Genomic DNA, 13,220 nt, shown 5'->3' on the forward strand with positions numbered 1-13,220 from the left:
CACGATCGCGCAGATCAGTTCCTGGACACCCAGAGCTGGACCCGCTGAAGCTCGTCCACGGTGAGGTACATGAGCCCTCGCGGGGTGTATCCGAGCGCGGTGATCGCCTGATTCACCTTGGCGCCGTACCTGCTCAGGTCGCGGATGAGCCCCATCTTGTGGGCGTCCAGCCGGTCGTCCTTGGGGGAGAGCAGCAGGTAGGTGTTGTCCTCGACGCGCTGCTGCCCGGTCTCCGGCCTTGCGACCTCACGCAGATGCACGACGGGAAGCCTGTTCACGCCGTCGTTGTAACCGATCCCGTTGGTTCCCTCGAAGACGGTCACCAGCTTGGGTGGATACAGGACCTCGGCGCCGTCGATCCACCCCTGGATGCCGAACGGGTTGATGTAGCAGCCGGACACCCCGGTGATGGCCACCAGACCGCCCACCTCGGCCACCCGGCGCCAGTGGTAGCAGTAGCTGATCCCGGTGGAGATGAAGTGCAGCTGCCCCATGTCCATCGCCACGACGCCGTGGTGGATGTTGGTCTCCACGGGGAGCGTGGCGATCTTGACGATCTCCAGGACCTCGTCGATCTCCTTGGGGATCCGCGGCGCCCGGTAGGTGGTGAGCACAATCCCCAGCTGGCCCAGGGTGGGGATCTGGGTCAGCGCGGCGCCGAGGGCGCTCCACCCGTCCCCGTAGCCGCCCCAGAGCTGAGGCTCGTGCCCCATGAAGTGGGGGTTCAGGCCTCCGCCGTCGAAGAACTGGATGTTCTTGGTGGACGTGGTGTAGGCGTCCAGCGCATGCGCCTGGAACCGGTCCAGCTTGTAGGCGGCGAGCAGCTGCTGCTTGACGGTGTCACCGTACGCCTTGAGCGCGACGTTCCGGATCGCCTTCTCCAGGTCGGACAGCTGGTCGCCCTTTCCCGCCTGCATCTTTCCGGTCGCGCCGCGGCGGTGCAGTTCGGCGGTGGCCAGGACGCTCTTCATCAGCAGGAGGTCGGTCTCTCCGGTGATCGACCTCCCCGCGTACTGCTGGCACACCCGCCGGGCTTGGTCGGTGGACTCCAGCAGGAACTCGACGAAGGTCGCCGTCTTGCTGAGCTGCCGGAGCTCGTCGAACAACCGGCAGGAGAGGACCTGCTCGTCCTGGCCGAGTGGATGATCGTTCAAGGGCCGATTGGGTTCCATGCGGGGGACGCTAGGCCGGGCGTTGGACCGTGACAACAGGCCATCTCGTCACACTCTTGTGGCTAACTAATCACGATAAGTACGCAAAAACCGACCGGCGGAGGGTGGCCAACGCCTCCACCGGCCGGCTCCGTCTCCGGTCGATCAGGTCTTGGACACCCACAGCCGGACCCGCTCCAGCTCGTCCAGGGTGAGGTACATGATTCCCCGCTCGGCGTACCCGAGCCCGCTGAGCGCCTGCCGCACCTTGGCGGGGTCCTGCAGGGTCAGGTCGCGGATGAGCCGCATCTTGCGGGCGTCCAGCCGGTCGTCCTTGGGGGACAGCAGCAGGAACGTATGGTCGTCGACGCGGTGCTGCCCCGTCTCAGCCCCCCGAACCTCGCGCAGATGCGCGACGGGGAACTGCTGCCGGCCGTCGTCGTAGCCGCGCGGGTTCATCCCCTCGAAGACGGTCATCAGCTTGGGCGGGTAGAGAACCTCGGCGCCGTCGATCCAGCCCTGGATCCCGAAGGGGTTGATGTAGCAGCCGGACACGCCGGTGATGGCCACCAGACCGCCCACCTCGGCGACCCTCAGCCAGTGGTAGCAGTAGCTGATCCCGGTGGAGATGTAGTGCAGCTGCCCCATGTCCATGGTGACGATGCCGTGGTGGATGTTGGTCTCAACCGGAAGCTTGGCGATGTTGACGATCTCCAGGACCTCGTCCACCTCCTTGGGGATCCGGGGCGCCCGGTAGGTGGTGAGCACGATCCCCAGCTGACCCAGGGTGGGGATGCAGTACAGCGCGGAGGTGAGCGCGCGCCACCCGTCCCCGTACCGGCCCCAGAGCTGAGGCTCCTCCCCCATGTAGTGCGGGTTGAGCTTCCCGGTGGTCTCCAGGATGCGGATGCTCTTGTTGGCGTTGGTGTAGGCGTCCAGCGCGAGTGCCTGATATTGGTCGATCTTGTAGGCGGCGAGCAGCGCCTTCTTGGCGGACGCGTTGTACGGCTTGCAGGCGACGTCCAGGAGGGCGTTCTCCTCGGTGGTGAGCTGGTCCCTCTTCCCCGCCTGGATCTTTCCGGTGGCGCCCCGGCGGTGCAGCTCGGCGGTCGCCAGGATGCTCTTCATCAGCAGGAGGTCGGTCTCTCCGGTGAGCCAGCGTCGAACGAAATCCCGGCACACCCGCTGGGCGTTGCCGGTGGTCTCCAGCAGGAGCTCGGTGAGGGTCGCCTGGGGGTTGAGCCGCCGGAGCTCGTCGAGCAACCGGGAGGAGACGACCTGCTCGTCGTGGGCGAGCGGGTGGTCGTTCTTGGGCCGCATGGGTTCCATGGGGTGGACGGTAGACGGGACCTTTGGACCGGAACAACAAACCTTCCGGCCATAGTGTTGTGACTGAATAATCACTTTAAGTTAGGAAAAGTCGATCGGCGGAGGGCACCCACCCGACCTCCGCCGATCGCACCCCTCAGGACGGTGGACCGAGCCGGTGGACGACGTTTCGCAGCTCGTCGTAGGTGAGGTACATGACCCCCTTGTCCTGCAGGCCGAAGTGCTTGAGGGCCGCGACCACCCGCTCGGGGTCGTATCCGGCCTCCAGCTGGGCGATCAGACGCATCTTCGCGCCGTCGAGGCCGACATGCTTGGGCGCCACGACGACGTACTGCGAGTCCTCGTACGTACCCTGACGGGTCTCCAGATACAAGACCTCACGCAGGTGGGCGACCGGGTAGCGGACCCCCTTCTCCCGGTATCCGGTGGGGTTCATCCCCTCGAACACGCTCACGAACTGCGGCGGATAGAGGACCTCTCCGCCGTCCATCCAGCCCTGCTTCCCAAAGGGATTGATCAGGACCCCGGAGCCGCCGGTCACCGCGATGATTCCGCCGACCTTCGCCGCCCGGGTCCAGTGGACGTTGTAGGTGATCGCGGTGGACATGAAGTGCCGCTGGCCCATGCCCATCAGATGGACGCCGTGCTTGATCTGCGACTCCACCGGGATCTTCTTGAAGATCTGCAGCTCGGAGAGCTCCCCCAGCATCTGCGGCTCCCGCGGCGTGCGGTAGGTGGTCAGCCGGATGCCGAGCTGCCGCAGGGTGGGGATCTTCTGCATGGCGCCGACGAGTGCGCGCCAGCCGTTCTTGTAGATCGGCCCCCACAGCCCGGTGTCCGTCCCCATGTAGAACATGTTGCGCGATCCGTCGTGCAGGGTGACCTTCGACTTGTTGGCGTCGCTGTAGGCCTCAAGCGCCCGCACCTCGTAGCCGCTGAGCCGGTACGCCTTCACGAGTGCGTCCTTCGGCTCGTCGCCGTACACGGCCATCGCGACCTTGAGAATCTCCTTCTCGTTCTCCTCCAGGTCCTCCGTGCCGCTTTCCTGGATCAGGTTCACCAGTCCGTTCCGATGCAGCCAGGCCGTGGCCAGGATGCTCTTGATGAGCGAGAGGTCCGCCGCACCCCGCGCCGTCTCCCTGAGCGAGTCGCACACCGACGTGGCGCCGATGGTACGTTCCAGAATCAGGTCCTCCAAGGTCGCCGCCTTGTCGAGCTCCCGGAGCTGGTCCAGGAGCCGGCACTCGAGGACCTGGGTGTCGGTCGCGAGCGGGTGGTCGCCGTCGCCTTCGTCGTCCTCCTTGCTCTTCCCCTTGCGATCGCCCTTGCTTTTCTCCTCCTTCACCTTCTCCTTGAGTTTGATCTTGTCGGAATCCAGGTCGAAGTCGTCCTCGTCGCGGTCTTTGTCGTGCGAATCCTTGTCGCCGCCATGCATGGGGATCATGACCGGACCATAGGGCGACTTTCCCAATCCCAGCAACAGCCATCACAGCCAGCAAAGACCGATGAATCTAGAGACACTTGTTATTTAGGACATTTCTGATATTTCACCATATAGAAATCAGCAGACCGACCGCTTTGCGGCATTTGCACCCCACAAAGCGGACAAATCATCCCGTCGGCCCTATCAGCCCGTTGCCCTCGGCATACACCATCTATCCGATCTACACCCAATTTCGCAAAATACCCGCGAATCCTGTGGCAAATCGCTGGTATTCGTCCGGCCTGTTGTAGATCTGTGCCGAGAGCCGGACCAGCCCCGCCCCCTGCCAGGGCCGGATCGCCACATGGCAGCCCAGCTCCTCGGTGACGCGCACCGCCAAAGCCAGCGCCGCCTCAAACGTCCGGGCCATGCCCTGCGGCAGCCGTACCACCCGCATCGCCAGCTCCGGATCCCCCGGCCAGGCGGCCAGCCCGGTGGCCTCGGCCAGCAGCCGCTGCCCGTACTCGGCCAGCTCGGCGTTGTGCCGGCGAATCCGCCCGGCACCCAGCTCGCCGATGAGCCGCAGGCCGTACGGCGCCGCAAGCCAGCCCGTGTGGTCCCGCGTCCCCTGCGACTCGATCGCGACCGGGAAGCCCTCCTCGGCGAACCAGGAGACGATCAGCGGGCGGACCCGGGCCCGCCACTCCGGCGAAACCGCGAGCACCCCTGTACTCCGCGGCGCGAACCCCCACTTGTGCAGGTTCCCGGTCCAGAAGTCCGCGCCGATCCCGTTCAGGGAGACGGGGAGCATGCCGGGGACGTGCGCACCGTCCACCACCGTGGTCACGCCCCGGGCCCGCAGCTCGGTCACCAGCCGGTGGACCGGCATGAGCCGCGCGGTCGCCGAGGTGACGTGGTCGAACACCGCGACCCTGGTCCGCGGGGTGACCGCGTCCAGGATCGCCTGGACGGCGTCGTCACCGGTCCACATCCCGCCGCGGGCCACCTCGGCCACGCCGACCTTGGCACCGCAGGCCTCCGCGCGGCGCCGTACGGCCAGCTGAACCGCGCCGTAGCAGTGATCGGTGATCAGGATCTCGTCCCGGATGCCCAGCGGCAGGGAGGCGAGCGCGACGGCGACCCCCTCGGTCACGTTGGCCGTGAACGCCAGGCCCGCCGGGTCGGCGTCCAGGAAGGCGGCCACCTCGGCGCGGGCGGCGGCGATCCGGTCGGTCAGCCCGCGGAAGAAGACGACGGTGTCGGCCTCCATCTCGGCCCGCAGCTCGGCGTGCCTGCGCTGGACCGGGACGGGCACCGTGCCGAAGGACCCGTTGTTGAGGTGGCTCTTGCCGGGATCGAGGGTGAAGAGCCCGGCGGCCTCCTCGATCGGCGCGGGCGGGACGGTCAACGCGCCAGCCCTTCCTCCACGGCGGCGATGGTCTCCTGGAGGCGGAGTCCGTGCGCCGCGTCCAGGGGATGGCCGCCGCCGCGCCGTACCGTCTCGGCGAACTCGGCGGCGAGCGTGGTGAAGATCTCCGGGCCGAGCCGTGACGCGTCCAGGGCTTCGCCGCCGTGCCGGCCGTACACCTCGATCCAGGCGCGGTGCTCCGGCAGCGGGGTGTTCATGCACAGCGACAGCTCGCTGACGGCTCCCCCCTCGTGCTGCAGGAGCATGCCGGTCCAGCGGAGCGGATCACCGTGCGCGACGGCGCCGGCGACGGGGCCGAGGGCGGCGCTCAGCAGGTCCACCATGTGCGGGCCGACGTCGAGGACGGCGCCGCGCTCCAGCCGCCACGGGGTGGCGAACTCGCCGAGCAGCCCGCCGGAGACGTAGGCGGCGCGTCCGCCGAACGGCTCCAGGGCGGCCACCCGGCCGAGGAACTCCCGGACTTCCGCGGAGTAGCGCCAGGTGAGCACCATCTGGGAGGCGACCCCGGTCTCGCCGATCACGTCGGCGAGGGCTCGCGCACCGTCCAGGTCGGCGGCGAGCGGCTTCTCCAGCAGCACCGGCCGCCCGGAACGGGCGGCGATCGCGGCGAGCTCGGCCTGGACCTGCGGGGGAACCGCGAAGGCGATCGCGTCGCAGGTGTCCAGCAGGTCGTCGTACCGGGGGCAGGCGTCGGCGCCGAAGGCGACGGCGAGTTCCTTGGCCGCCTCGGGCCGCCGGGACCAGACGCCGCCGAGCCGGGTGTGCGGACCGGCGGCCAGCATGGGGGCGTGCACCCGTCTGGCCCAGGGTCCCGCGCCGACGAGGCCTACCGTGATCGGGGGATGCGCCGGAGAGGGCGCGGCTAAGTCGCTCACGGAAGTCAAGATGTATCAGAGTTTCGCCTGCCGGAACAGGAGCGCCGCCTCACCCAACATCTAGGGGTCGTTGCGACGGTTCCCACTAGATGTATGATCTGACCGCTGTCGGTTCACCCCGGGACACCCCGGGGTGTCGTAAGAGGGAACCCGGTGGGAATCCGGGACTGCCCCGCAGCGGTAAGCGGGAACGACCGCCGTCTGAAGCACTGGATCCAGCCGATCCGGGAAGCGACGGCCAGTAGGCACACGATCGGCGCCCGCGAGTCCGAAGACCTGCCGACGGCGCACGCGCCTGTCGCGTGCCGGTAGTCCAGGGCCTCGTGGGAGGGTCCGGCCGGTGGGGTGTGCCGTGCCCGCGAGCCCTGGATCAATGATCGAGCTCGCGAGGAGAGAGCACGTGACCACAGCCTTCTACGCAGGTCTGGACGAGGCAAGCCCCGAGCGGGTGACCGACGCCATGGGGTCGGGCGGCCGGGATCCGATGGTCGCCGTCGGCGCCGCCGCCGCGTTGATCGCGAGCGAGCCGCAGTACTCCAAGGTCGCCGCGCGGATGCTCGCCGCGCACATCGGCGCGGAGGTCGCCGCCCAGGGCATCGGCTCCTTCGCCGACTCCGTCGCCGCCTGCCACGCGCAGGGTCTGCTCTCCGGCGGGGCCGCCGCGTTCGTCCGCGAAGCCGCCGCGGAGCTGAACGCCCTGGTCGACCCGGCCGCGGACGACCGGTTCGAGTACTTCGGGCTGCGGACGGTCTACGACCGCTACCTGCTGCGGCACCCGGCCACCCGGGCCGTGCTGGAGACCCCGCAGTACTTCTTCCTCCGCGTCGCCTGCGGGCTGGCCGACACCCCCGCCGACGCCGCGGAGCTGTACGGACTCATGTCGGCTCTGGCGTATCTGCCGAGTTCGCCGACGCTCTTCAACGCGGCCACCCGGCACCCCCAGCTCTCCTCGTGCTTCCTCCTGGACTCGCCGCAGGACGAGCTCGACTCCATCTACCGGCGGTACGCGCAGGTCGCACGCCTGTCCAAGTACTCCGGCGGCATCGGGATCTCCTGGTCGCGGGTCCGCTCCCGCGGCTCGCTGATCCGCGGCACCAACGGCTTCTCCAACGGCATCGTGCCCTGGCTGCGCACCCTGGACGCCTCGGTCGCGGCGGTCAACCAGGGCGGGCGGCGCAAGGGCGCGGCCTGCGTCTACCTGGAGACCTGGCACGCCGACCTGGAGGAGTTCCTGGAGCTCCGCGACAACACCGGCGACGAGTCGCTGCGCACCCACAACCTGCATCTGGCCAACTGGATCCCGGACGAGTTCATGCGCCGGGTGGAGGCCGACCGGGAGTGGTCGCTCTTCGACCCCAAGGAGGTCCCCGAGCTCGTGGACCTGTACGGCGAGGCGTTCGACGCGGCGTACCGGGCCGCGGAGGCCGCCGGGCGGCAGGTCCGCCGGGTCCCCGCCCGGCAGCTGTACGGCCGGATGATGCGGACCCTCGCCCAGACCGGGAACGGCTGGATGACCTTCAAGGACGCGGCGAACCGCACCTGCAACCAGACCGCCGAGCCGGGCAACGTCGTCCATCTGTCGAACCTGTGCACCGAGATCCTGGAGGTCACCGCGGACGGGGAGACCGCGGTCTGCAACCTGGGCTCGATCAACCTCGCCGCCCACCTGACCGAGCGGGACGGAACACCCGAATTCGACTTCGCCCGGCTCCGGCGGACCGCACGGACCGCCGTACGCTTCCTCGACCGGACGATCGACCGCACCTACTACCCGACCCCCGAGGCCGGAGCCGGAAACCGGCAGTGGCGGCCGGTCGGGCTCGGGGTGATGGGGCTGGCCGACGTGTTCTTCCGGCTGCGGCTCCCCTTCGACTCCGCCGGGGCGCTGGCCCTGTCCACCCGGATCGCCGAGGAGATCGCCCTGGCCGCGTACGGCGCCTCCGCCGACCTGGCGGCCGAGTTCGGCGCGCATCCCGCGTACGGCCGGACCCGGGCGGCCCGCGGGACGCTCCACCCCGACCACTATCCGGACGCCGAGCCGGTCCACCCACGGGAGTGGGCCGAGCTGCGCGCCCGGATCGCCGAGACCGGGCTGCGGAACTCGCTGCTCATCGCGATCGCGCCGACCGCGACGATCGGCTCCATCGCCGGAAGCTACGAGTGCGTCGAACCGCAGGTGTCCAACGTCTTCAAGCGCGAAACCCTGTCCGGGGAGTTCATCCAGGTCAACCGGTATCTCGTCGCCGACCTGAAGCGCCTCGGGCTGTGGACTCAGCGGATCCGGGACGCGATCAAGCGGGACGAGGGCTCGGTGCAGGGGATCGCGGACATCCCCGCGGAGCTGCGCCTGCTCTACCGCACCGCCTGGGAGCTGCCGCAGAAGGCGCTGATCGATCTGGCCGCGGCGCGGCAGCCGTACATCGACCAGTCCCAGTCCCTCAACCTTTTCATGGCGGCGCCGACGATCGGCAAGCTCTCCTCGATGTACGCCTACGCCTGGCGCAAGGGCCTCAAGACCACCTACTACCTGCGTTCCCGCCCGGCCACCCGGATCGCCCAGACCACCTTGACGGAGGCGGTACGGCCTGCGGCGGCGAGCCCGGCGGCCGTACCGGACCGTCCGGCGCAGGTCGTGACGGACGACGAGGCGCTCGCCTGCTCCCTGGAGAACCCCGAGATCTGCGAAGCCTGCCAGTAGGCGCGAGCCGGGGCACCTCCCCGGCGCGGATCGGCCGCTCCCGGCGGCCCGTACCGAACACCTGTCATCTTTCCGGCGCCCCGGCGAAGCCCGCACGGCTCGCCGGGACGACCGTCGACTTTCTTGAGGACGTGAAACGCATGCTGCTCGACCCCGGCATGGACCTGACCCTGCGCCCGATGCGGTACCCGGACTTCTACGAGCGGTACCGGGCCGCCATCCGCAACACCTGGACGGTGGAGGAGGTCGACCTCGGCTCGGATCTGGCCGATTTGGCCGGGCTGGGCGACGGCGAGCGGCACCTGATCAACCGGCTCGTGGCGTTCTTCGCCACCGGGGACTCGATCGTCGCCAACAACCTCGTGCTCAACCTGTACAAGCACGTCAACGCGCCCGAAGCCCGGCTGTACCTGTCCCGGCAGCTCTTCGAGGAGGCGGTGCACGTCCAGTTCTACCTGACCCTGCTCGACACCTACGTCCCCGACCACGACGAGCGGGCCCAGGCGTTCGCCGCGGTCGAGCACATCCCCTCGATCCGGGCCAAGGCCGAGTTCTGCTTCCGCTGGATCGACTCCCTCGGCTCGCTGGACTCGCTGCGGACCCGCGAGGACCGCCGGGCGTTCCTGCTCAACCTCGTCTGCTTCGCCGCCTGCATCGAGGGACTGTTCTTCTACGGCGCGTTCGCCTACGTCTACTGGTTCCGCTCCCGGGGGCTGCTGCACGGGCTGGCCTCCGGGACGAACTGGGTGTTCCGCGACGAGTCCCTGCATATGGAGTTCGCCTTCAGCGTCGTCGACACGGTACGGGCCGAGGAGCCGGAGCTGTTCGACGCCGAGCTGACCCACCAGGTGACGCAGATGATGGAGGAGGCCGTCGCGGCCGAACTCGCGTTCGCCCACGACCTGTGCGAGCCGACCGGCCGGACCGGGCGGCTCCCCGGGATGAGCACCGCGGACATGCGCCGCTACCTGGAGTACGTGGCCGATCAACGGCTCGCCCGGCTCGGCATGCCCGCCCGGTACGGCTCGGCCAACCCGTTCGCCTTCATGGAGCTCCAGGACGTGCAGGAGCTGGCGAACTTCTTCGAACGGAGGGTGTCGGCGTACCAGACGGCCGTCGAAGGCAGCGTCTCCTTCGACGAGTCGTTCTAGCCGGACTCCTCCGGTCCGGCCGGGTCGATCCGGGTCTCGTCGAGGTAGCACCACGCCCACGACTCCCCGGGCTCGGCCGAGGCGGCGATCGGATGGTCGGCCGCGGCCGCGTGGGCCCGGGCGTGCCGCTGCGGGGAGGAGTCGCAGCAGCCGACCTGGCCGCAGCTGAGACAGGTCCGCAGATGCACCCAGTCCAGCCGGCCCTGCCGCAGGCACTCGGTGCACCCCGGGGTGGCCGGCAGCACCAGGTTGATCTCGGAGGTGTGTGGGCAGGCCGCGTCGGGGTCCGGCCGGAAGTCGACGACCCGGCTGGTGTCCGGGTGGATCGAGGCGTCCTCCGCCCGCAGGCCGAGGGCGCGCAGCACCGCCGCGCCGAGCGTCAGGCCGATCGCCCGGGTGCCGTCCACGACCCGGTCGGCGCCCGCCCGGGTGAGCAGCTCGGGCTCGGGCGCGTCGGTCGCGCGGACCACGATCGGGACGTCGGGGGCGAGCGGCTGGGCCACCGTCGAGATCCGGGCGGCCTGCTCGGCCTCGTCCTCGGCGATCACGATCAGCCGGGCGGTCTCCGCCCCCGCCTCCCGCAGCACGTGCTCCTTGGTCGAATCGCCCCGGACGACCAGGTGCCCGTCCCGCTCGGCCGCGGCGGCCAGGTCCGGGCTGAGGGTGAGCACCGTCACCGGGATGCCGCGCTGCCGGAGCATCGCCCCCACCTCGGCGGCGACCCCGCCCCAGCCGGAGACGAGCACCGGGCCCCGTTTCACCCCGCCTTCGCCGGGTTCGGGCTCCGCGGGCCGGGCCGCCTTGCCCCGTACCCCGGTCAGCCGTCCCAGCCGCTCACCGAGGCCGGCCAGGAGCGGGGTGCCCGCCATGAGGAGCACGGTCACCGCGATCAGCGCCTGCGGCCCCTTCTCCCCCAGCCCCGCGACGCTGAGGCCGGTGCCGGCCGCGGTGGACTGGAGCACGAACGAGAACTCGCCGATCTGGGCCAGCAGCAGGGCGCCCCAGATCCCGGTCGCCGTGCCCAGCCCGGCGACGCGGAGCGCGACCAGCCCGGTGGCCGCCTTGATCAGCACCACGGCGAGGGCCAGGCCCAGGATGAGCCAGAGGTTCGCCAGAACGAACCGCAGGTCGAGCAGCATCCCGATGGAGACGAAGAAGGTGGCGCTGAACAGGATCTGCAACGGCAGGATCTCGCCGAGGGCGTGCACGCTGTGCCGGGATTCGCTGACCACCAGCCCGGCGAGGAAGGCGCCGAGGGAGACGCTCACCCCGGCCAGCGAGGTCAGCCAGGCGGTGCCGAGCCCGATCGCCACCACGGCGAGCAGGAACACCTCGGGGGAGCAGGTCCGCGCCACCACCTCCAGCACGACCGGCATGACCTTACGGGCGACGACCAGGACGAAGACGAGGACCAGCGCGGCGATCCCGAGCGCCTTGAGGATCTCCAACGGTCCGCCGCCGGCCCCACCGCGGATGCTCAGGCTCGGCACGAGCAGCACCATCAACACCACCGCCAGATCCTGAAATATCAGGATCCCGACGACGGCCTGGCCCGAGGGGAGGTTGGTACGGCCGGATGCGGCGAGCATCTTGATCACGATGGCGGTGGAGGAGAGCGAGACCAGGAAGCCGGTGAACACCGCGTCCTGCCAGCCGGCGCCGAAGACCAGGACCGCCGACGCGGTCACCGCGACCGTGGTGAGCACCTGGATCCCCCCGGCGAGCAGCACGTGGCGCCGCATCCGGGCGAAGCGCTCCAGGGAGAACTCGATGCCGATCGTGAACAGCAGCAGGATGATCCCGATGTCTGCGGCGGCCGTCACGGTCTCCTCGTTGCCGACCAGACCCAGCATGTTCGGGCCGATCACCACCCCGGCGAGGAGGAAGCCGACGATCGGCACCACGCGCATCCGGATGCTGAGGAACCCGATCAGCGCCGCCGCGCCGATGAAGACGACGATGGGTCCGAGATAGGCGGGGGTCTCCCCCGCGGCGAGCGCGCTGCTCATCGACCACCCCCGGCCGCGATCATAAAGCTCCCGTCACCCGCACGCACCCAGCGGGTTTCCCGCTCCCCCTGATCATTGCGAGGTGTGCACCCCAGTAGGGACGCAGACCACAACGATCACGAACCGGAACCACACCGGAGCACGCGGAGCGCCCACACCTACGCCACCACCCTGATGATCGATGCGCAATGCGCACCCCGGCGGGAGCACACACCACAACGATCACGAACCGGAACCGCGCCGGAGCACGCAGACCGCCCGAGCCGTATGAACGATCATGTCGACCGCGCCGACGTCGGCATCGCCGACCGCACCGGCGGACACCGGTGATCATCGCGATGTACGCACCCCGGCGGGAGCACACACCACAACGATCACGGACCGGAATTGCGTCGGAGCACGTACAGGGCCCGGTCGGCGTGGGTGATCATGTTGACCTCGCTGGCGTTGACGTCGGCGACCACCCCGTCCCGGCCGATCAGGAAGGTGATCCGCCGGACCCCGAAGCCGAACCTGCGCCGGGCGCCGAAGGCCGCGGCCACCGCCTTGCCGGGATCGGAGAGCAGCGGGAAGCCGAGCCCGTACCGGTCGGCGAAGAGCCGCAGCCGCTCGATCCGGTCCGGACTGATCCCGACCCGCTGCGCCTCGTGTTCCTTGAAGTCCACCGCGAGGTCGCGGAAATGGCACGCTTCCAGGGTGCACCCGGCGGTCAGCGCGGCCGGGTAGAAAAAGAGGACGACCGGGCCGTCGCCGAGAAAACCGGAAAGCCGCCGCGGGGTTCCCGTCTCATCCGGGAGTTCGAATTCAGGTACGGTGTCACCGACGCGCATGGACGCTCCTTATCGGATTTGAGGGCAGCCTAAAACGGCGGTCCGGCCCCGGCGGCGAAGCGGGGGACAGCGTCCCTGCTTGAGCGGGTAAAGCCCCGGCCACGGCCCGACCCGCCACCGACGGTCCCCAATCCATTCACCTTGATTTCTGACTATTTCTGACATTTTTGTCCGACTTGAACTCGTTAAATCATTAAAAATTGAGTCCTAGGCGACTTTGATAACTGAAGTTAGGCTTTCGAGGCGTCCGCCGAACCGGGTGGGCACAGTCCGTCGCCCCGCGGGGAGGGTCGTGTCCTCGGCCCCGCCTGGCATGCGGGCGAGC

Annotated in this window: 9 protein-coding genes and 1 riboswitch; of the genes, 2 read left to right on the forward strand and 7 right to left on the reverse strand. The window is 69.2% G+C overall.

All coding sequences use genetic code 11. The features are described from left to right. Positions 1-14: 14 nt before the first annotated feature. The 5 genes from RUR_RS03895 to RUR_RS03915 form a co-directional block, all read right to left on the reverse strand. Entirely contained in the window at positions 15-1,154 is a 1,140-nt protein-coding gene (locus RUR_RS03895; protein WP_283133460.1) for a hypothetical protein, read from the reverse strand. A 162-nt stretch (positions 1,155-1,316) separates the two neighbouring features. Next, on the reverse strand, positions 1,317-2,480 hold the full coding sequence (locus tag RUR_RS03900; RefSeq protein WP_283133461.1) for a hypothetical protein: 1,164 nt from the start codon (positions 2,478-2,480) through the stop codon (positions 1,317-1,319). A 136-nt stretch (positions 2,481-2,616) separates the two neighbouring features. Continuing rightward, complete coding sequence (locus RUR_RS03905; protein WP_283133462.1) at positions 2,617-3,924, reverse strand: hypothetical protein; 1,308 nt, start codon at positions 3,922-3,924, stop codon at positions 2,617-2,619. 220 nt (positions 3,925-4,144) lie between these two features. Next, positions 4,145-5,311: an aminotransferase class V-fold PLP-dependent enzyme gene (locus RUR_RS03910; RefSeq protein ID WP_283133463.1), complete on the reverse strand. Its 1,167-nt coding sequence runs from the start codon at positions 5,309-5,311 to the stop codon at positions 4,145-4,147. Beyond that, positions 5,308-6,207 (reverse strand): Gfo/Idh/MocA family protein, encoded by a 900-nt coding sequence (locus RUR_RS03915; RefSeq protein WP_283133464.1) that lies wholly within the window; start codon positions 6,205-6,207, stop codon positions 5,308-5,310. The genes RUR_RS03910 and RUR_RS03915 overlap by 4 nt, the downstream gene beginning before the upstream one ends. Positions 6,208-6,299: 92 nt before the next feature. Further along, a riboswitch (cobalamin riboswitch) is annotated at positions 6,300-6,505 on the forward strand. Between the two features lie 102 nt (positions 6,506-6,607). On the opposite strand from RUR_RS03915, the gene RUR_RS03920 reads away from it, so the two are divergent. Continuing rightward, positions 6,608-8,905 carry a ribonucleoside-diphosphate reductase subunit alpha gene (locus RUR_RS03920; protein WP_283133465.1) on the forward strand — a complete coding sequence of 766 codons (2,298 nt, stop codon included), beginning with the start codon at positions 6,608-6,610 and terminating at the stop codon, positions 8,903-8,905. 140 nt (positions 8,906-9,045) lie between these two features. Continuing rightward, the gene (locus tag RUR_RS03925) at positions 9,046-10,056 is read left to right on the forward strand and encodes a ribonucleotide-diphosphate reductase subunit beta (protein WP_283133999.1); all 1,011 of its coding nucleotides are present in this window, start codon (positions 9,046-9,048) and stop codon (positions 10,054-10,056) included. On the opposite strand, the gene RUR_RS03930 is transcribed toward RUR_RS03925, so the two are convergent. Then, on the reverse strand, positions 10,053-12,065 hold the full coding sequence (locus RUR_RS03930; protein ID WP_283133466.1) for a cation:proton antiporter domain-containing protein: 2,013 nt from the start codon (positions 12,063-12,065) through the stop codon (positions 10,053-10,055). The two genes, RUR_RS03925 and RUR_RS03930, sit on opposite strands and share 4 nt — an antisense overlap. Positions 12,066-12,439: 374 nt before the next feature. Beyond that, positions 12,440-12,895, reverse strand: coding sequence for a peroxiredoxin (locus RUR_RS03935; protein WP_283133467.1), 456 nt, complete (start codon positions 12,893-12,895; stop codon positions 12,440-12,442). Positions 12,896-13,220 lie beyond the last annotated feature (325 nt).

Origin of the sequence: Rhizohabitans arisaemae, from assembly GCF_025996515.1 — a bacterium.
Lineage (GTDB): Bacteria > Actinomycetota > Actinomycetes > Streptosporangiales > Streptosporangiaceae > Rhizohabitans > Rhizohabitans arisaemae.